16 protein-coding genes, 2 rRNA genes and 1 riboswitch (1 of these 19 running past the window's edge) are annotated in these 20,150 nt (G+C 67.9%); of the genes, 4 read left to right on the top strand and 14 right to left on the bottom strand.

Going from position 1 to position 20,150, the window contains the following annotated elements:
• Positions 1-13 precede the first annotated feature (13 nt).
• Positions 14-1,531, bottom strand: coding sequence for a glutamate-cysteine ligase family protein (locus tag PYS65_RS30465; RefSeq protein ID WP_279337148.1), 1,518 nt, complete (start codon positions 1,529-1,531; stop codon positions 14-16).
• Between the two features lie 554 nt (positions 1,532-2,085).
• On the opposite strand from PYS65_RS30465, the gene PYS65_RS30460 reads away from it, so the two are divergent.
• The 3 genes from PYS65_RS30460 (at position 2,086) to PYS65_RS30450 (ending at position 3,720) form a co-directional block, all read left to right on the top strand.
• On the top strand, positions 2,086-2,670 hold the full coding sequence (locus PYS65_RS30460; RefSeq protein ID WP_279337147.1) for a hypothetical protein: 585 nt from the start codon (positions 2,086-2,088) through the stop codon (positions 2,668-2,670).
• A gap of 394 nt (positions 2,671-3,064) precedes the next feature.
• Complete coding sequence (locus tag PYS65_RS30455) at positions 3,065-3,268, top strand: DUF5999 family protein (RefSeq protein WP_279337146.1); 204 nt, start codon at positions 3,065-3,067, stop codon at positions 3,266-3,268.
• 56 nt (positions 3,269-3,324) lie between these two features.
• On the top strand, positions 3,325-3,720 hold the full coding sequence (locus PYS65_RS30450) for a TOBE domain-containing protein (protein ID WP_279337145.1): 396 nt from the start codon (positions 3,325-3,327) through the stop codon (positions 3,718-3,720).
• Between the two features lie 96 nt (positions 3,721-3,816).
• Here PYS65_RS30450 and gcvP read toward each other — a convergent pair whose 3' ends face one another.
• On the bottom strand, positions 3,817-6,702 hold the full coding sequence (gene gcvP, locus PYS65_RS30445; protein WP_279337144.1) for an aminomethyl-transferring glycine dehydrogenase: 2,886 nt from the start codon (positions 6,700-6,702) through the stop codon (positions 3,817-3,819).
• Positions 6,703-6,874: 172 nt separating this feature from the next.
• Positions 6,875-6,971: riboswitch (glycine riboswitch) on the bottom strand.
• A 118-nt stretch (positions 6,972-7,089) separates the two neighbouring features.
• On the opposite strand from gcvP, the gene PYS65_RS30440 reads away from it, so the two are divergent.
• Positions 7,090-7,467, top strand: a complete 378-nt coding sequence (locus PYS65_RS30440) for a PRC-barrel domain-containing protein (RefSeq protein WP_279337143.1) — start codon at positions 7,090-7,092, stop codon at positions 7,465-7,467.
• A gap of 37 nt (positions 7,468-7,504) precedes the next feature.
• On the opposite strand, the gene PYS65_RS30435 is transcribed toward PYS65_RS30440, so the two are convergent.
• From PYS65_RS30435 to PYS65_RS30380, 12 genes are all read right to left on the bottom strand, one after another.
• Positions 7,505-8,941: a DNA polymerase IV gene (locus tag PYS65_RS30435; protein ID WP_279337142.1), complete on the bottom strand. Its 1,437-nt coding sequence runs from the start codon at positions 8,939-8,941 to the stop codon at positions 7,505-7,507.
• 108 nt (positions 8,942-9,049) lie between these two features.
• Positions 9,050-9,736 (bottom strand): MerR family transcriptional regulator, encoded by a 687-nt coding sequence (locus tag PYS65_RS30430; protein ID WP_279337141.1) that lies wholly within the window; start codon positions 9,734-9,736, stop codon positions 9,050-9,052.
• 218 nt (positions 9,737-9,954) lie between these two features.
• A complete protein-coding gene (locus PYS65_RS30425; protein ID WP_003988851.1) occupies positions 9,955-10,428 on the bottom strand; it encodes a bifunctional nuclease family protein in 474 nt (157 codons plus the stop codon).
• 84 nt (positions 10,429-10,512) lie between these two features.
• Positions 10,513-11,256 (bottom strand): transcriptional regulator FtsR, encoded by a 744-nt coding sequence (ftsR, locus tag PYS65_RS30420; RefSeq protein ID WP_279337140.1) that lies wholly within the window; start codon positions 11,254-11,256, stop codon positions 10,513-10,515.
• 46 nt (positions 11,257-11,302) lie between these two features.
• On the bottom strand, positions 11,303-12,226 hold the full coding sequence (locus PYS65_RS30415) for an FHA domain-containing protein (protein ID WP_279337139.1): 924 nt from the start codon (positions 12,224-12,226) through the stop codon (positions 11,303-11,305).
• Positions 12,227-12,287: 61 nt separating this feature from the next.
• Positions 12,288-13,199, bottom strand: a complete 912-nt coding sequence (locus PYS65_RS30410; RefSeq protein WP_279337138.1) for a DUF881 domain-containing protein — start codon at positions 13,197-13,199, stop codon at positions 12,288-12,290.
• Between the two features lie 5 nt (positions 13,200-13,204).
• The gene (locus PYS65_RS30405; RefSeq protein WP_003988855.1) at positions 13,205-13,537 is read right to left on the bottom strand and encodes a small basic family protein; all 333 of its coding nucleotides are present in this window, start codon (positions 13,535-13,537) and stop codon (positions 13,205-13,207) included.
• Positions 13,534-14,448 carry a DUF881 domain-containing protein gene (locus PYS65_RS30400; RefSeq protein ID WP_279337135.1) on the bottom strand — a complete coding sequence of 305 codons (915 nt, stop codon included), beginning with the start codon at positions 14,446-14,448 and terminating at the stop codon, positions 13,534-13,536. Before PYS65_RS30400 ends, PYS65_RS30405 begins: the two co-directional genes overlap by 4 nt.
• Before the next feature lie 119 nt (positions 14,449-14,567).
• The gene (locus PYS65_RS30395) at positions 14,568-17,063 is read right to left on the bottom strand and encodes a mannose-1-phosphate guanyltransferase (protein WP_279337134.1); all 2,496 of its coding nucleotides are present in this window, start codon (positions 17,061-17,063) and stop codon (positions 14,568-14,570) included.
• 115 nt (positions 17,064-17,178) lie between these two features.
• A complete protein-coding gene (clsA, locus tag PYS65_RS30390; protein WP_279337133.1) occupies positions 17,179-17,787 on the bottom strand; it encodes a cardiolipin synthase ClsA in 609 nt (202 codons plus the stop codon).
• Positions 17,788-17,896: 109 nt separating this feature from the next.
• Positions 17,897-18,013, bottom strand: a 5S ribosomal RNA gene (gene rrf / locus PYS65_RS30385).
• A gap of 88 nt (positions 18,014-18,101) precedes the next feature.
• Positions 18,102-20,150, bottom strand: a 23S ribosomal RNA gene (locus PYS65_RS30380); it runs 1,074 nt beyond the window's last position.

Raw genomic sequence — 20,150 nt, 5'->3', positions numbered from 1 at the left:
CGCCCCGGTGTCGTCAGGCCGCGGGTACCGGGTCCGGGAGGCCGACGGGCCAGGTGTGGACCGGATCGCCCTTCAGCATCAGCTCGCGGTAGCGCCGGGTGGTGGCGGCCAGCGCCGCATCCCGGGCCAGGCCGCCGTCCAGGGCCCGGTGGAAGGTCGCGGCCTGCCAGCTCGCGCCGTTCTGCCGGCGCCGGCAGCGCTCCTCGATCACGCCCAGGTACAGGTCCCGGTCCACCGGCTCGATGCCCCACGCGTCCAGTCCCGCCTCGGCCAGCGGCAGCAGCTCGTCGCGTACGAGGGTGACCGCGTCCACCTCGGCCGTACCGCCGTAGCGCCCGCGCCGGGGCCAGGTCAGGCGGGCTTCGATGCCGTGCCTGCAGGCGGCGTCGAAGTTGGCGGCGGCGGCCTCGAAGGGCAGCCGGGTCCACACCGGGCGGCTGTCCTCCGCGAGGGCGCGGACCAGACCGTAGTAGAACGCCGCGTTGGCGACGACGTCGACGACGGTGGGCCCGGCGGGCAGGACCCGGTTCTCCACCCGCAGGTGGGGGACGCCGTCGGCGACGCCGTAGACCGGGCGGTTCCAGCGGTAGACGGTGCCGTTGTGCAGGACGAGTTCGGCGAGCGTGGGGGTGCCGTCCTTGTCCAGCACCTCGAGCGGGTCCTCGTCGTCGCAGATGGGCAGGAGGGCCGGGTAGTAGCGCAGATTCTCCTCGAAGAGGTCGAACGCCGAGGTGACCCAGCGCTCCCCGAACCAGGTGCGCGGCCGTACGCCCTGTGCCTGCAGTTCGGGCGGCCGGGTGTCGGTGGACTGCTGGAACAGCGGCGGCCGGGACTCGCGCCACAGTTCGCGGCCGAACAGGAAGGGCGAGTTGGCGCCGACGGCGATCTGGGCGGCGGCGACCGCCTGGGCCGCGTTCCACACGTCGGCGAAGCGGGCCGGAGTGACCTGGAGGTGCAGTTGCACCGAGGTGCAGGCGGCCTCGGGCGCGATGGACTTGGAGGTGCAGCTGAGGTGTTCCACCCCGTCGATGTCGAGGCTGAAGTCCTCTCCACGGGCGGCCACGATCTGGTCGTTGAGCAGGGTGTAGCGGTCGACTTCGGAGAGATTCGAGGAGACGAGGTCGTCGCGGTCCAGCGTCGGCAGAATACCGATCATCACGATCCCGGCGTCCACCTCGGCGGCTTTCCGGTCGGCGTACGCGAGTGAGGTGCGCAGTTCCTCGGTGAGCCGGTCGAATACCCGCCCGTCCAAACGGTGTGGAGCTATGTTGACTTCCAGGTTGAACATGGCGAGTTCTGTCTGGAAGTCCCGGCTCGCGATCCGTTCGAGGACTTGTCCATTCAACATTTTCGGCATGCCGTCGGCGCCCGTGAGATTCAATTCGATCTCCAGCCCCACAAGGTTCTTGGGGCGGTCGAACCGCTTCTCCGCCAGGAGTCGCTCCAAGCCCGCCAGGCACCTGCGGAGCTTGTCGCGGTAGCGCTGGCGATCGGACAGGTCGAACCCGCCTGCCACCACCTTCTCCCCCATCGAAGCGTCCTTCCTCGGCTGGGCGGCCCGATGATCGGCCGCCGGGGTCCCGGTCCACAGGGGAGGATGCCCCGTGGATGCGATCGATAACGCCCCGGACCGATCTGCGGACCGCTACGCTGGTCGAATGTGTCCACTGGCACATTCACGCGGCATGGCCGACAGGGCACGCAACAACGCGATGACTGACTCGTGAAAAACGCCGATGAAAATAGGCCTACCACTTCACAGCCGTTTATCGAGGTCATCGCTGTGCACCCGGCTCTAAATCGGGATGATTCCCCCTTTTCGTCGACCAGAAGTACCCTTGTTCAACGGGTCGAAAACAGCTAGTGGAAACACAGCCCGAACACGCGTCGTATAAACTCCGTGGACAGGGCAGAAGGTTGGCGCCCACGGTCGAGTGATCCAGCCCTCGAGGTGACGTGCGGCAGTCCTCACCCCCACCTCCCGCGCTCAGGCCCCCGGCCCCTGCCTTCCGACCCTTCGCGAGCTGACAGCGTCGTCCGCCCCGCCCTCGTGCCACCGTGCCTTCGAATGAGAGGCGACCCACCATGCCCCTTCATGTCCCCCCGGCCCCCGCGCCCGCACTGCGTTCCGTCCTCACCGCACTCTCCTCCCCCACCGCGGTCAGCGAGGCCCGAACCCCCTCCCTCCTCGGTGCCCAGGGTCCGGTCTCACCCGAACTGCCTCTGCCCGTGCACGTCCTGGACCGGATCACCGCCGAGGGCGTGTCCGCGACGCGACTGGCCGGCTGGCGCTTCCTGATCCGCTGCGGCGACCGGGCGGTGGCCGCGGCCGACACCGTACTGACCCCCGACGGCTGGACCTTCTCCCGCTTCTTCGAGGGTCCGTACATCGCCTCCACCGAACTGGCCCTGCGCCAGGCCGAGTCCCTGTCGCAGCCGTACCAGCCCCGGCTGTTGTCGGTGCCCGGCCTCTACATGCTGACCCTCTGGCTGCACGGCGACCGCACCGCGGACGGCGCCACCGGCCATCCCGCCGCCACCGACCTGCTCGTCCCGCTCGCCCCCGCGCCGCCCGGTATCGCGGCCCACCGCCCGCACCTGGTCGCGGAACTCCTCCCGGTGCTGACCCACCGGGCGACGCCCGACCGCCTGCTCGGCTCACCCGCCTGACCGACACGCGATCGCACGCGTCCCCGCCCCTCCCGCACGACCACTCCCGTGCCCCGCCGCCCGATCCCCGCGGCGGGGCACGCGCACGCCCCGAGCCTCCCCGGCCCGAGCTGCCCCGAGCGCTCCGAGCGCTCCGAGCCCTCGGACTAGCCTCATCCGGCCATACGGAACCACCCGAAGTGACAGTGCAGTTGAGGTGAACCGTCCGCGCGGGTGACGCGTCATCGACCTGTGAGGGGCGGTGCCGCGAAATCCCTGCGGATCGCCGTCCGGAGGGCAACACTTGTTTCCGACCGACCTAGGACAACGGGGGGCGGCCATGAACGAGGTTTCACGCCGCGCAACAGAGACAACAGCCAACCCACAGGTCACCACAGAGCGAAAGATCCCATCCATGTGCCAGCATCCGTCACCGTGCCCCTCAGCCGAATCCGCCGACCGGGAGTCCGCCCGTCTCGTGGCGCACCACCCGGAACAAGGCTGGAGCCTGCTGTGCAACGGTGTCGTGCTCTTCGAGGACACCGGTGAACTCCTGCCCGACGGCAGGAGCATCGCCCCGCAGCGTCCCGGGGGCCCCGCGGTGATGACCTCCGCCTGAGCTCCACCGGGCGGCTCCGCGCCGCCCGGTTCCGCTCGCCGCCTATCGTGATCGGCATGCAGTCCTACACGATCGGCCAGGCAGCACGGCTGCTCGGCGTCAGCCCGGACACCGCCCGACGCTGGGCGGACGCGGGCCGGCTCACCACCCATCGCGACGAAGGCGGACGACGGCTCATCGAGGGGCGGGCCCTGGCCGCGTTCTCCGTCGGCCTCGCGAAGGCCGGCGCCACCGAGGAGGGCACGCCGTACACCTCGGCCCGCAACGCCTTCCCCGGCATCGTCACCGCGATCACACTCGGCGACGTGGCGGCCCAGGTCGAGATCCAGGCGGGTCCGCACCGCCTGGTCTCGCTGCTGACCCGCGAGGCCGTCGAGGAGCTCGGACTGGAGGTCGGCATGGAGGCCACCGCCCGTGTGAAGTCGACAAACGTCCATATCGATCGCGTCTGACGGAAGCGGAAGCGGTACGCCGAAGGGCTCCGCTTCGGCCCTGCGGCCGAAGCGGAGCCCTTCCACTCCTCGGTCCCGGTGACCGGGCCCTCCGCGTCAGTCGTCGTACGCGTCCAGCGGCGGGCAGGAGCACACCAGGTTGCGGTCGCCGAAGGCCTGGTCGACACGGCGCACCGGCGGCCAGTACTTGTCGGCCGCGCTCACACCGGTCGGGAAGACGGCCTCCTCACGGCTGTACGGGTGCTCCCACTCCGTGCCGAGCGCGGCGGCGGTGTGCGGGGCGTTGCGCAGCGGGTTGTCGTCCGCGGGCCACTCGCCGGAGCCGACCTTCTCGATCTCCGCGCGAATCGCGATCATCGTCTCGCAGAACCGGTCGAGTTCGGCCAGGTCCTCGGACTCGGTCGGCTCGATCATCAGCGTTCCCGCCACCGGGAACGACATCGTCGGCGCGTGGAAGCCGTAGTCGATCAGCCGCTTGGCCACGTCGTCCACGCTCACACCGGTCGTCCTGGTCAGCGGGCGCAGGTCGATGATGCACTCGTGCGCGACCAGCCCGCCGGGGCCGGTGTAGAGCACCGGGTAGTGCGGCTCGAGGCGCTTGGCGATGTAGTTGGCGCTGAGCACCGCCACCTGGGTGGCCCGCTTGAGCCCCTCGCCGCCCATGAGCCGGACGTACGCCCACGAGATGGGCAGGATGCCCGCGGAACCCCACGGGGCGGCCGAGACCGGCCCGATCCCCGTCTTCGGCCCGGCCTCGGGCTGGAGCGGGTGGTTCGGCAGGTACGGCGCCAGGTGCGACCGCACCCCGACCGGGCCGACACCGGGACCGCCGCCACCGTGCGGGATGCAGAAGGTCTTGTGCAGGTTCAGGTGCGAGACGTCGCCGCCGAAGTGTCCGGGCTTGGCCAGCCCGACCAGCGCGTTGAGGTTCGCGCCGTCCACGTACACCTGGCCGCCGGCCTCGTGCACCGCCGCGCAGATGTCGGCGACGTGCTCCTCGAACACACCGTGCGTCGACGGGTAGGTGATCATCAGCACCGACAGCTCGTCGCGGTACTGCTCGATCTTCGCCCGCAGGTCGTCGATGTCGACCTCGCCGTCCTCGGCGGTCTTCACGACGACGACCTTCATCCCGGCCATGACGGCGCTGGCGGCGTTGGTGCCGTGCGCGGAGGACGGGATGAGGCAGACGGTGCGCTGCTCGTCGCCGTTGGCCCGGTGGTAGCCGCGCACGGCGAGCAGCCCGGCCAGTTCGCCCTGGGAACCCGCGTTGGGCTGGAGGCTCACCTTGTCGTAGCCGGTGACCTCGGCGAGACGCTCCTCCAGTTCGTGGATGAGCGTGAGGTAGCCCTGGGCCTGCTCGGCCGGCGCGAAGGGGTGCAGCTGCCCGAACTCGGGCCAGGTGATCGGCTCCATCTCCGTGGTCGCGTTGAGCTTCATGGTGCAGGAGCCCAGCGGAATCATCCCGCGGTCCAGCGCGTAGTCACGGTCGGCGAGCCGCCGCAGGTAGCGCAGCATCGCGGTCTCGGAGCGGTGCTGGTGGAAGACGGGGTGCGTCAGGTACTCGTCGGTGCGCAGCAGGGCGTCCGGCAGGGTGTCGGGCGCCGCCGCGTCCAGAGCTGCGATGTCGGCCTCGATCCCGAAAGCACTCCACACGGCGGCGAGCCGGGCCCGTGTGGTGGTCTCGTCGCAGGCGATCGAGACGTGGTCGGCGTCGACGAGGAGCAGGTTGACCCCGTTGTCCCGCGCGGCGGCGACGACCTCGGCACCCCGCCCCGGGACCCGCACGGTCAGTGTGTCGAAGTAGGAGCCGTGGACGATCTCCACGCCGCCGGCCCGGAGCCCTTCGGCCAGGACGGTCGCGTAACGGTGGGTGCGCCACGCGATGGTCCGCAGTCCTTCGGGACCGTGGTAGACGGCGTACATCCCGGCCATCACGGCGAGCAGCACCTGGGCGGTGCAGATGTTGCTGGTGGCCTTCTCCCGGCGGATGTGCTGCTCACGGGTCTGGAGCGCGAGCCGGTAGGCCCGGTCGCCGTCCGCGTCGACGGAGACGCCGACGAGCCGTCCGGGCAGGCTGCGCGCCATCTTCTCGTGCACGGCCATGTATCCGGCGTGCGGCCCGCCGAAGCCCATGGGCACACCGAAGCGCTGGGTCGTGCCGACCGCGATGTCCGCGCCGAGTTCGCCGGGCGACGTCAGCAGGGTGAGGGCGAGCAGATCGGCGGCGACGGTGACCAGCGCGCCCAGCTCGTGCGCCCGGTCGATCACCGGCTTGATGTCGCGTACGGCTCCGGAGGCGCCCGGGTACTGGATCAGCACGCCGTTGATCTTGCGCTCGGCGATCTCGGCGGGGATGCCCTCGCTCAGGTCGGCGACGACGACCTCGACGCCGGTCGGCTCGGCACGGGTCTCGATCACGGCGATCGTCTGCGGCAGCGCGTCCGTGTCGACCAGGAACAGACCGTTCTTGTTCTTGCCCATGCGCCGCGACAGCGCCATCGCCTCGGCGGCGGCCGTGCCCTCGTCGAGCAGTGAGGCCCCGGAGGTCGGCAGGCCGGTCAGTTCGGCGACCATGGTCTGGAAGTTCAGCAGCGCCTCGAGCCGTCCCTGCGAGATCTCCGGCTGGTACGGCGTGTACGCCGTGTACCAGGCGGGGTTCTCCATCACGTTGCGCAGGATGACGGGCGGCGTGAAGGTCCCGTAGTACCCGAGCCCGATCATGGAGCCGAGCACCTCGTTGCGGTCGGCCAGCGACCGGAGTTCGGCCAGCACCTCGGGCTCGGTCCGGGCGCCCGGCAGATCGAGCGCGTCGGCGTTCTTGATCACATCCGGGACCGCCGCGGCCGTCAGCTCGTCGAGCGAGCCGTAGCCGACCTGCGCGAGCATTTTGGCGCGGGCCTCGTGGTCGGGGCCGATGTGACGCTGCTCGAAGGGCGTTCCCTGTTCGAGCTCGGAGAGGGGAATGCGGTGGGCGGTCATTGTGGAGGCCTCCTGGTCTGACGACCTTCGAGGGGCACCATGACGGGTGCCCGGACGGCCTCCCCCTCTGTCATCTCAACCTGAGAGCTTCACCGGACCGCCGCAGGGCGTCCGGCTTTCACCGTCGGTGAGAGCGGGAGCCGTCGACACCCGCCCTGCTTTCCAGAGTGACCTCGTCCATGCGGTACGTGGGCCTGAGAGTTTCCGGGGAGGATTTGCTCCTTCGGCGCCCTCCGATGGTGTCCGGAGGACTCTCCCGCACGGGGTCAGCAGCCGCTGCCAGCGTACCAGCGAGGGCAACCCCCGGACCTTCGAGTGGCCGCCGGACCGATTGTGCCGTTTCGTAGTGCTGACGAATGACTGCGGATTGCGACCAGTGGAGGGCCCGTGCAGACCGACATCGATCCGCGCAACCTGATCGGCCGCAAGGCCTTCGACCGCAACGGGACCCGGATCGGCACCATCGACGAGGTCTATCTCGACGACGCCACCGGCATACCCGAGTGGGCGGCGATACGCACCGGCCTGTTCAGCAGGGACGCCTTCGTCCCCCTGGAGCCGAGCGAGCTGATCGACGGCAGCCTCCACATTCCCTTCGAACGCGCCCTGATCAAGGACGCCCCCGACTTCGGCGTGGGCCGCCACCTCTCCCCGGAGCAGGAACTCCAGCTCTACCACCACTACGGTCTGGACATCTCCGCGCCTCCCCCGCTTCCGGACCGCGACTTCGGCAAACTCGCCGACCGCGACGACCGCCACGCCTGAGAGCCCCCGGAACCGGAGCACGAAGCCCGCGGCCCACTCACACCTGTGAGTGCCCCGGATCCATGCCCCCGGGACCCGCCCCCGAGCCATCGCTCGTCTCCGCACCACCCTGCGGCCTCTCGCTCTCGCCGAGGCTTCGATCCACCAGGGGCAGCGGATCCGCCGGCTGCAGGGCCGGGTCGTCGGTGCGGAAGGTCCTCACCCGTCCCACCGCCGAGCCGGGTGTCTCGAACCGGACCGTGACCCGGCCCAGGCCGCTGCCCTGGACCCACCCGTGCCCGTACTCGGTGTGCCGTACATCGTGCCCGGCCGGCCAGCTCCGCTCCACGCTCGTCCGCCGCTCCTCCTCCGCGGGTGCGGCCATCTGCGCCTCCTCGCCCGGCGACTCCTCCCCCCGGCCCCCCGCCGCCTGCGCGAACAAGTCCTCCTGGGTGTAGTCCGCGAGCCCGCTGACCCCCACCCCCAGCAGCCGTACTCCGCCCGTCGTGTCGACCGACCCCAGCAACCGCGCCGCCGCCTCACGCACCACCGTCGGATCGTCCGTGGGGCCCCGCAGCGTCTCGGACCGGGTGAGCGTCGAGAAGTCGTAGCGCCGCACCTTCAGCACGATGGTCCGTCCCGCCAGCCCTGCTCCCCGCAGCCTGCGCACACAGCGATCGGCGAGCCGCCGCACCTCCGTCCCGACCCGCACCCGGTCGTGAATGTCCACGTCGTACGTGTCCTCGACCGACACCGACTTCGTCTCCCGCTCGGCCACCACGGGCCGTTCGTCCCGTGCCAGGGCCATGGCGTACAGCGCGTGTCCGTGTGCCTTGCCGAGCAACCGCACCAGCTCGTCCTCCCCGGCCTCGGCGAGCTCGTCGATCGTGTGGATCCCGGCCCTGCGCAGGTGGTCACCGGTGGCGGGCCCCACCCCCGGCAGCGTCCGGACCGGGAGCGGTGCCAGCAGGGACCGCTCCCTCCCCGGCTCGATGAGCACCAGCCCGTCGGGCTTCGCCTGCTCCGAGGCGATCTTCGCCAGCATCTTGGAGGCGGCGAGCCCGACGGACCCGGTGAGCCCGGTGACCGCCCGTATGTCCGCGCGCAGTCTCGCCCCGGCCAGCCGGGCCGACCGCTCGTCCCAGGCCGCCCCGCCGTCCTCCAGGTCCACGAACGCCTCGTCCAGGCTCAAGGGCTCCACCAGCGGCGACAGCGCCCGCAGCAGCCCCATCACCTGGTCGCTGATCGACCGGTAGAACGCGAAGCGCGGCACGAGATACGCCGCGTTCGGCGCGAGCCGTCGCGCCTGCGCCATGGGCAGCGCGGAACGGATGCCGAAGAGCCGGGCCTCGTACGAAGCGGTGGCGACCACTCCACGTGGCCCGAGCCCGCCCACCACCACGGCTTTCCCCCGCAGGCTCGGCTTGGACGCCTGCTCGACCGAGGCGAAGAAGGCATCCATGTCGAGATGCAGGATGGTGGGCGCGGATCTCACATCTTCGATGCTGCCCTACGCCACTGACAATGCCCTGCCACCCGGGCCGGCCACCGGCCGCCCCGGACGCGTCCCGGACGACACGGACCGCTCAGCGGCACCGACGGCTCAAACGGCTCGGTTCCGCCGCCGCGCCAGCTCGTCCGCCGGGTTGGGCCCGATCAGTGTCTCCCCGGTGTCGACACGCTCCCCGTGCAACTGGGACAGCGCGCTCTCGACGTCCCGCCACACCACACCGACGGCGATCCCGAAGATCCCCTGGCCACCCTGGAGCAGGGCATGGACCTCATCCGGCGTGTCGCACTCGTAGACCGTGGCGCCGTCGCTCATCAGCGTCATGCGCTCCAGATCACGAAAGCCTCGCTCCCGCAGATGCTGGACGGCGGTACGGATGTTCTGCAGCGACACGCCGGTGTCCAGGAACCGCTTGACGATCTTCAGGACGACGACGTCCCGGAAGCTGTACAGCCGCTGCGTCCCGGAGCCGTGCGCGGGCCGCACACTGGGCTCGACCAGTCCCGTGCGGGCCCAGTAGTCCAGTTGCCGGTAGGTGATACCGGCGGCCGCGCAGGCCGTGGGGCCGCGATAACCGATCTCCTCGGACACCATGGACGTCGTCGCCCCTCCGCTGCTCGGCACGGCCGACGGCCGCTGCGGAGCATGATCGGCCACACTGCCGTAATGGGCATACGCCCCGCTCGCGCGGAGCTGAGGGCCTGGGTGAGGGTACGGACCGCTCGCCCCGAGACCGTGTCCGGGGGCACCCCCGGCCGTACCGTCGCCGGTGCTTCTCACGCCGACCTCCGTCCTCGACCTGCCTCCTCGACGGTAGGCAGTCACCAAGGGTGCGTCAACGATCGCCACACTCGGCACGCCGAGTGATAATCACCCTAAGAGTGGTTTCCCGTGTCCCACCGCGGGGAAAGGCTAGCCGAATGCCTTCTGTGCGGGCCGTGCGACGCCCTCGCGCACCCCCGACCCGAGCGGGAATCCGGCGGGACGGTCACCGCCGCTCACTGACTGCTGGAGCCGAAATCCTCCGGCGAGATCTGGTCGAGGAACTCGCGGAACTTCTCCACCTCGTCCTCCTGCTCGTCCGGGATGGCGATCCCCGCGTCGTCGAGGACCGTGTCACTGCCGTAGATCGGCGTCCCCGTGCGCAGCGCCAGCGCTATGGCGTCGGACGGCCGGGCACTGACCTCCACGCCGCTGGCGAAGACCAGCTCCGCGTAGAAGACCCCCTCGCGCAGATCCGTGATGCGCACTTCCGTGAGCTCTTGACCGACGGCTTCCAGCACGTCCTTGAAGAGGTCGTGGGTCAGCGGGCGCGCCGGAGCCATGCCCTGCTGGGCGAAGGCGATGGCCGTCGCCTCCCCCGGCCCGATCCAGATGGGGAGGTACCGGTCGCCTCCCACTTCGCGCAGCAGCACGATCGGTTGGTTCGAGGGCATTTCGACCCGGACACCTACGACATCGAGCTCGTTCACACAGCAACCCTAGGCCGTGCCCGGGACGTTTGGGTAGTCGGGCCGGGATCAGGTGACCGATCCGGTCCCCCGGCCCCGTGCCCCTCAGGGCAGCCGCACTCCGAGCGCCGAGCTCACCAACGCGGCGTGCAGCTTCACCGTGAGACCGGCGAGCTCCTTCGCACGCGCCTGCGCATGAGCCCTGGTCTGCGGATTGCGGTGGCGTTTGAGCGGGGCGACGACCTGGTCCACCAGCCCGGCCTCCCGCTCCGCGGCGGCCTTCATCGCCCTCAGGTGTCTCGGCTCGATCCCGAACCGCCCCAACTCGGTGATGAGACCGGCGACGGTGACCGCCTCGGCGTCGTACACCTCGTCCTCGACGGGAGCGAGCAGCCCGTACGACTCCCACTCCGCGAGCTGCTCCTGGTCGATGCCGGCGGCCGCCAGCAGCTGCGCCCGCCCGATCCGGGCCGCCGTGGAGGCAGGATCGGCGGACGGCTCGGGGCCGGCTTCCCCCTCCCGCTGCCGGGACAGCACCGGCAGCGGGAGGGCCTCGCCGCGCTCCATCGCCTCCACGTGCTCACGGATCACCTTGAGCGGCAGGTAGTGGTCCCGCTGCATCCTCAGGACATGACCGAGCCGCTCGACGTCCGCCGCGCTGAACTTGCGATACCCCGAGGGGGTCCGCCGCGGCTCGATGAGCCCCTCCGACTCCAGGAAGCGGATCTTGGAGATGGTGACTTCGGGGAATTCCTCGCGCAGCGTGTTCAGCACCGTGCCGATGCTCATCAGTCCGGTTTCCGCTGCGGCGGCGCCGTGCCCGGCACCGCCGCTCGGTGTGTGAAGCATGGACCTTCCCTGGGGTCAGGGTGCCCCGGACGGAACCCGGGGAGGGTCAGTAGCCCCGCTGGCTCGCGTAGAACACCAGCCGGTACTTGCCGATCTGCACCTCGTCACCGTTCGACAGACCGACCTGATCGATGCGCTCACGGTTGACGTACGTGCCGTTCAGACTGCCCACGTCGGCCACGGTGAAGGAACCGTCCTGGCCGCGGCGGAACTCCACGTGCCGACGCGAGACCGTCACGTCGTCCAGGAAGATGTCGCTCTGCGGGTGCCGGCCGGCCGTCGTCAGATCTCCGTCCAGCAGGAAGCGGCTTCCCGAGTTCGGCCCGCGGCGCACGACCAGGAGCGCCGAACCCACCGGCAGAGCGTCGACGGCCGCCTGCGCCTCGGGCGACAGCATCGGCATCTGCGTCTGGCCGGTGACCTCCGCGTCGTAGGCCTCGAGACCGGAGATGGAGATGGTGGAGGTCGTCTCGGAGGGGCGCTCCGGGGCGACTCCGGGCCGGAGCGGAGCTCCACAGTTGGAGCAGAACCGGCTGTTCTCCGGGTTGCGGTTACCGCACCTCGCACATACCAGGACCGACATGGACGGATCCTCCTGCCCACCGGGGGCTTGGGACGCGTACGGGTCGGAGAACCCTCCACCCGTACCTGAGGTTGACGGTTGCCCGAAACCTATGCCGCTCGACTGCGCAGGGTCAACCGACGGCGCGCCCTGGCCGTCCACCTGGTCCCGGAACAGCGGACGCGAACCTTCCGTCTCCGGCTGGGCACGATGCCGGGCAGCCTCACTGTCGCGGCCTTCTCGTGCGCTCTTGCCGAACAACTTCCCAAACAACTTCACGGGCGATTCCCCTTGACCGAAACAGACCCGCCCGTGGGGCAGGACGAACCCTGACTGAACACATTGGCCGACCCGGACATCTTCACAACGTCCGTATCCACCAGACAGTTTCCACCACGCACCACCCATTCGGTGCGCCGACCCCCCGCAACCTCTTGCCCTCGCCGGTCACCCCCCATGCACCCCCGGTTCACGGGGAGGACGACCGAGCGTAGTCAGGCTGCTTCGCCGGCCGCAAGGCATCCACGACGATCTTGGCCGACCTCTCCACGGAGGCGGTGGCCTGTTCCTTCTCGAGAGTCTGCACCACACCTCCTGGGATGTTGAGCGCCGGTTCGAGATCCTGCGGCTTGCCGATGACCTTGAAACGATAGGGGGCAGTGATCTTGTTCCCGTCGACACTCACCCCATTGCCGGAATCGGACAGGTAGGTGCCCGCCACGACCCGCACGCCGTCCAACTGGATGGCCTCGGCACCGGCCGCGCGCAGCTCCTGGACGGCGTCGAGCAGCATGTTCGCCTTCACCATCCCCTTCGTGTCCTCGATGACCAACGTGATGCCGGGCCCCTGCGCGGCCACGGTGCCCGCCAGGATGCCGAGTTGCCGTTCCTTCTCGGCTGTCTGTCTCCGGGCCTCCTCGGCCTGGTCCGAGCTGTTCTCCAGCTCGTCACGCTGCTTCTCGAGCCCTTGCTTCTCATCCTCAAGACGCTCCGTGCGGTCGTCGAGTTCATCGAGGATACGGACAAGATCTTCCTGACGAGCGCCGCGCAGCGCACTGTCACCCTCGCTGTTCGAGGCGACCTGGACGGCCAGGCCGAAACCCAGGCCGAACAGCAACACGGCGACGATGAGTTGAGCCCGGGTGATCCGTGGCGGCCACAATCCCTTCACCAGTCGCTGCCGTCCGGTCAGATCGGATCCGGGCGGCTCCGGCGGTGTCCCCCCGTCCTCGACCGTCGGCGTGGGCGCGGACACGGGCGCGGGCACCTCGTCGGGCAGCTCCTTGCGGAGGCTGCCACCGGCTGCCGGGCGTGGTCCGGGTACCGAGTGTGGTCCGGCTGCCGGCTCGGGCGTCGTCCTGTCGTGCTCGTGATCGCTCATCGCCCTCACGCCCGGAACACGTGCCGGCGGATCGCCGCGGCGTTGGAGAAGATCCGGATGCCGAGGACGACCACGACCCCGGTGGACAGCTGGGCTCCCACGCCCAACTTGTCGCCGAGGAAGACGATCAGCGCGGCCACCACCACGTTCGACAGGAACGACACCACGAAGACCTTGTCGTCGAAGATGCCGTCGAGCATGGCCCGCAGCCCGCCGAAGACGGCGTCGAGCGCCGCCACGACGGCGATCGGCAGGTAAGGCTCGACGACTGCCGGAACCTCGGGCCGGACCAACAGGCCGGCCACGACTCCCACGACGAGGCCCAGTACGGCGATCACGATGTGCCCTTCTCAGTTGCAGATGTCGTCTCGGTCATCGGTTGTGCGGTTCGTACGATCACACTCGGCGCGGCGGGCAGCCGGAGGGCGTCCTCCACCGAAAGTTCGGTGCGGATGTCGTAGCTCTCCTCCAGGGCCTGCAGATACAGCCCGTCCGCACTGTTCTGGAACCGGCTGCTCAGCTGTCGGCCGTCCCCCACCGCGAGCACCGTGTACGGCGGTACCAGCGGCCTGTTGTCGACCAGTATCGCGTCTCCCGCGGCCCTGATCGCAGACAGAGCGGTCAGCCGCTGCCCATTGATCGAGACGGCCTCGGCACCGGACTCCCACAGCCCGTTGACCACGCGTTGCATGTCACGGTCGCGGACCCGCCCGGTGTCGGAGAAACCGGAGGTCGACCGCGCGTCGCCGTCCCCGCCCACGCTCGTGTCCTTGGCGTCGTTCACCACGAGCTTCACTCCGGGGCCGTGCACCGCGACGGCACCCGCCAGGACGCCCACCAGTTCGGTGCGGTCGCCCTCACCGCTGTGCCTGAGCGCCTCGCGCTGCCGCGCGCCCACATCGTCACGGAGTGCGTCGACGCCGTCCTTGAGCTTGTCCGCCGCCTCGGTCTCGCGGTCGATCCTGTCGATCAGTTCCTCGCGCTCCTTGGCGACGACGGGGGCCGCCACCCTGGCTTGCGCGGCTCCGACGGTCACGACCAGAGCGGCGAGCACCAGACCACCGGCGAGCCCCAGTTTCGCCCTGAGGGTCTTCGGCATACCGCCGCTGCCGTCGGCCTGCTTTCGCGCGGCGGCCTCGGCGTATCCCTCGTCGAGGCTGTGGTCCATCACGTTGGTGAGCAACGACATGGACGCGTCCGGGCGCGGAGGCCGCTGGGGTGTGCTCCGAACGGGGGATTGCTGCGGCATGCCGCACATCGTCGCACGCCACGGCCACTACCTCCGAACGGCCCTACCGGCGTGCCGGACAGGCCCCGTTGGGGGCACTTGTCCGGCACGCACGTGTACCGCTGGTTCTGCCGTTCCGCCTATCGTCCCGCGCTGTCCACGACGGCCGCCCACTCGTCGAGCAGGGCCTGGGCGGAGGCGTCGTCGGGTCCCTCCGCCCACAGGTGGGTGACCGCCTCCGCCGGGTCGGGCAGCACCATCACCCAGCGGCCGTCGGGCTCCACCACGCGTACACCGTCCGTGGTGTCCACGAAGCGTTCACCGGCCTCCTCGACGACCCGCCGCATCACCAGTCCCTTGACGGCCCACGGAGTCGCCAGATCGCGCTTGATCACGTGCGCGCGCGGGATCCGCGCGTCGATCTGGCTGAGCGTGAGCTGCGTCCTCGCCACCAGACCGATGAGCCGGACGAAGGCCGCAGTGCCGTCGTAGACCCGGCTGAACTCCGGGACGATGAAACCGCCCTTGCCGTCACCGCCGAAGATCGTCCCCTCTTCCCCGCCCACGCGCGTCAGGTCGTCGGGCGAGGTGGTCGTCCACTCCACCTGCGTGCCGTGGTAGGCCGCCACCTGTTCGGCGATCCTGGTGGTGGTCACGGGGAGCGCGACCCTGCCGCTGCGCCGCTCGGCCGCGATGAGGTCGAGCAGGACGAGCAGCGCCCGGTCGTCCTCGACGATCCTCCCCTTCTCGTCGACCAGGGACAGCCGCTCGCCGACGGGGTCGAACCGCACACCGAACGCGGCACCGGAGGACGCCACCATCTCACCGAGCCGCACCAGCCCCGAGCGTCGCATATCGGCCGTCTCGGTCGGCCTGGACTCGTTCAGGCCGGGGTTGATGGTCAGCGAGTCGACACCGAGTTTGCCGAGCAGACTCGGCAGGACGAGCCCCGCGCTGCCGTTCGACGCGTCCACGACGACCTTCAGCCCGGACTCCGCGATTCCCGTGGTGTCGACGTTCCGCAGCAGTGACCCGGTGTACGAATCGAAGACACTCGCCGGGAAGTGCAGATCACCGATCTCTCCCGGGAACGCACGCCGGTACTCCTGTCGCGCGAACACCCGGTCCAGTTTGCGCTGGCTGCCTTGCGAGAGGTCGGCGCCCTGTCCGTCGAAGAACATGATGTCGACCGAGTCGGGCACGCCGAGTGTGGTGCGGATCATGATGCCGCCCGCGCTGCCCCGCGCGGTCTGCTGCCGGGCCACGGGCAACGGTACGTTCTCCAGGTCCCGTACGTCGATGGCACTGGCCTGCAACGCGGAGATGACCGCACGCTTCAGGGCACGGGCACCACGGGAGTGGTCCCGGGCCGTGGTGACCGTCGACCCCTTCTTCAGCGTCGTCGCGTAGGCACCGGCCAGCCGCACGGCGAGTTCCGGAGTGATCTCGACGTTCAGGATTCCGGAGACCCCACGGGCTCCGAAGAGATGTGCCTGCCCTCTGGACTCCCAGATGACCGAGGTGTTGACGAAGGCGCCCGCCTCGATCGTCTTGAACGGGTAGACCCGCACATTCCCTTGGACGATCGATTCCTCGCCGATCAGGCATTCGTCGCCGATGACGGCGCCGTCCTCGATCCGCGCCGCGCGCATGACGTCGGTGTTCCTGCCCAGGACACAGCCCCGCAGGTTGCTGTGCGGGCCGACGTACACGTTGTCGTGGACGACGGTCTTGTGCAGGAAGGCCCCGCTCTTCACGACGACGTTGGATCCCACGATCGTGTGCTCACGGATCTCGGCGCCGGCCTCGACCTTGGCGTAGTCACCGATGTAGAGCGGACCGCGCAAGACGGCATCGGGATGCACCTCGGCACCCTCGGCCACCCATACACCCGGCGAGATCTCGAAACCGTCGATATCGACGTCGACCTTGCCCTCCAGGACGTCGGCCTGTGCCTTCACGTAGCTCTCATGGGTGCCGACATCTTCCCAGTAGCCTTCGGCGATAAAGCCGTAGACGGGTTTGCCTTCCTTCATCAGCTGCGGGAAGACGTCACCGGACCAGTCGACGGGCACATCCGGCTCGACATAGTCGAAGACCTCGGGCTCCATGACGTAGATCCCGGTGTTCACCGTGTCGGAGAAGACCTGCCCCCAGGTCGGCTTCTCCAGGAAACGCTCGACCTTGCCCTGCTCGTCCACGATGGTGATACCGAATTCCAGCGGATTGGGCACCCGGGTCAGGCAGACCGTGACCAGCGCGCCCTTTTCCTTGTGGAAATTGATCAGCTCAGTGAGGTCGAAATCCGTCAGAGCATCACCGGAGATGACAAGGAAGGTGTCGTCCTTCAATGCCTCTTCGGCGTTCTTGACGCTTCCCGCGGTACCGAGTGGCTTCTCCTCATTGGCATAGGTGAGCTCCATTCCGAGCTCTTCGCCGTCACCGAAGTAGTTCTTGACCAGCGATGCCAGGAACTGGACGGTCACAACGGTTTCGTTGAGCCCATGCTTTTTGAGCAACCGCAGAACGTGCTCCATGATCGGCTGGTTGGCCACCGGCAGGAGCGGCTTGGGCATGCTTGAGGTCATGGGGCGAAGGCGTGTGCCTTCACCCCCGGCCATCACGACGGCCTTCATGTCGGAAGCGCCCTCCTCTAAGAGACGACGGTCTAGCCGACTTCACCCACCAAGATTGTCCCGCACGTTTCGACTGCGGGCCATCGCGCCACTCTGCGCGTGCCAGTCAGCGAGTTCAGCCGGCCATGGCGTCCGCACGCACCAGGCGGCGGACTTGAACCACATAGAGGACTCCTGCCCACCAGTACAGCGTTGTACCCCATCCGGCGAACGCCCATCCGAAAACAGCGGCAAGTGACGAGATCCAGCCGCTGCCGTCGCTGAGCAGAAGCAAGGGGAAGGCATACATCAGGTTGAAGGTGGCCGCCTTCCCGAGGAAGTTCACCTGCGGCGGCGGATAGCCGTGCCGCCGGAGGACACCCACCATCACCAGCAGAACCAGCTCACGTGCCAGTAGTACGACCGTCAACCAGAGCGGAAGAATCTCGCGCCAGGTGAGTCCGAGCAGAGTCGACAGGATGTAGAGTCGGTCGGCCGCAGGATCAAGAAGCCGGCCGAGGCTGCTGATCTGATTCCACCGTCGCGCGAGTTTGCCGTCCAGGTAGTCACTGACACCGCTCAGCGCGAGCACCAGAAGCGCCCAGCCGTCGCTCTTCGGGCCGCCGAACTCAGGCCTGAGGATCAACCACAGGAAGAGAGGGACGCCGAGAAGCCGCGCCATGCTGAGGATGTTCGGGATGGTGAGGACACGGTCCGTCTGGACGCGAGTCTCCTGGACCTCCACCCGGGGGCCTCCTGTGGGAAACGTACCAATGATGCTCACTGACCCTACCTCAATACAAAAAAGCTCTGGCTCTTGGGCTGCGTGCCCAAGAGCCAGAGCTCTAAAAGAAGTTCGGCGGCGTCCTACTCTCCCACAGGGTCCCCCCTGCAGTACCATCGGCGCTATAAGGCTTAGCTTCCGGGTTCGGAATGTAACCGGGCGTTTCCCCTACGCTATGACCACCGAAACACTATGAAACACTCAACCGCACCACGCCGTGGCCCGGCATGGGGTCGTTCGTGGTTTCAGAACCAACACAGTGGACGCGAGCAACTGAGGACAAGCCCTCGGCCTATTAGTACCGGTCAACTCCACACCTTACGGCGCTTCCATATCCGGCCTATCAACCCAGTCGTCTACTGGGAGCCTTACCCCATCAAGTGGGTGGGAGCCCTCATCTCGAAGCAGGCTTCCCGCTTAGATGCTTTCAGCGGTTATCCCTCCCGAACGTAGCCAACCAGCCATGCCCTTGGCAGGACAACTGGCACACCAGAGGTTCGTCCGTCCCGGTCCTCTCGTACTAGGGACAGCCCTTCTCAAGACTCCTGCGCGCGCAGCGGATAGGGACCGAACTGTCTCACGACGTTCTAAACCCAGCTCGCGTACCGCTTTAATGGGCGAACAGCCCAACCCTTGGGACCGACTCCAGCCCCAGGATGCGACGAGCCGACATCGAGGTGCCAAACCATCCCGTCGATATGGACTCTTGGGGAAGATCAGCCTGTTATCCCCGGGGTACCTTTTATCCGTTGAGCGACGGCGCTTCCACAAGCCACCGCCGGATCACTAGTCCCGACTTTCGTCCCTGCTCGACCCGTCGGTCTCACAGTCAAGCTCCCTTGTGCACTTACACTCACCACCTGATTGCCAACCAGGCTGAGGGAACCTTTGGGCGCCTCCGTTACTCTTTAGGAGGCAACCGCCCCAGTTAAACTACCCATCAGACACTGTCCCTGATCCGGATCACGGACCCAGGTTAGACATCCAGCACGACCAGACTGGTATTTCAACGACGACTCCCCCACCACTGGCGTGGCGGGCTCACAGTCTCCCAGCTATCCTACACAAGCCGAACCGAACACCAATATCAAACTGTAGTAAAGGTCCCGGGGTCTTTCCGTCCTGCTGCGCGAAACGAGCATCTTTACTCGTAGTGCAATTTCACCGGGCCTATGGTTGAGACAGTCGAGAAGTCGTTACGCCATTCGTGCAGGTCGGAACTTACCCGACAAGGAATTTCGCTACCTTAGGATGGTTATAGTTACCACCGCCGTTTACTGGCGCTTAAGTTCTCAGCTTCGCCCCACCGAAATGGAGCTGACCGGTCCCCTTAACGTTCCAGCACCGGGCAGGCGTCAGTCCGTATACCTCGCCTTACGGCTTCGCACGGACCTGTGTTTTTAGTAAACAGTCGCTTCTCGCTGGTCTCTGCGGCCACCCCCAGCTCAGGAAGCACGTTCCCTCACCGGTGATGGCCCCCCTTCTCCCGAAGTTACGGGGGCATTTTGCCGAGTTCCTTAACCATAGTTCACCCGAACGCCTCGGTATTCTCTACCTGACCACCTGAGTCGGTTTAGGGTACGGGCCGCCATGAAACTCGCTAGAGGCTTTTCTCGACAGCATAGGATCATCCACTTCGCCACAATCGGCTCGGCATCGGGTCTCACCCTGGATGAGTGGCGGATTTGCCTACCACTCGGGCTACACCCTTACCCCGGGACAACCACCGCCCGGGCTGGACTGCCTTCCTGCGTCACCCCATCACTCACCTACTGCAGGTCTGGTCCGTCGGCTCCACCACTCCCCTCAACTCCGAAGAGATCGGGGCGGCTTCACGGACTTAGCATCGCCTGGTTCGATGTCTTGCGCTTCACAGCGGGTACCGGAATATCAACCGGTTGTCCATCGACTACGCCTGTCGGCCTCGCCTTAGGTCCCGACTTACCCTGGGCAGATCAGCTTGACCCAGGAACCCTTGGTCAATCGGCGCACACGTTTCTCACGTGTGTATCGCTACTCATGCCTGCATTCTCACTCGTGAACCGTCCACAACTCGCTTCCGCGGCTGCTTCACCCGGCACACGACGCTCCCCTACCCATCACGATCCCCGTTGGGGGTTGATATCGCAATGACACGACTTCGGCGGTACGCTTGAGCCCCGCTACATTGTCGGCGCGGAATCACTAGACCAGTGAGCTATTACGCACTCTTTCAAGGATGGCTGCTTCTAAGCCAACCTCCTGGTTGTCTGTGCGACTCCACATCCTTTCCCACTTAGCGTACGCTTGGGGGCCTTAGTCGATGCTCTGGGCTGTTTCCCTCT

The organism is Streptomyces cathayae, from assembly GCF_029760955.1.
In the GTDB taxonomy this organism is placed as follows: Bacteria; Actinomycetota; Actinomycetes; order Streptomycetales; family Streptomycetaceae; genus Streptomyces; species Streptomyces cathayae.
This window is presented reverse-complemented; position numbering and strand designations above follow the sequence as displayed.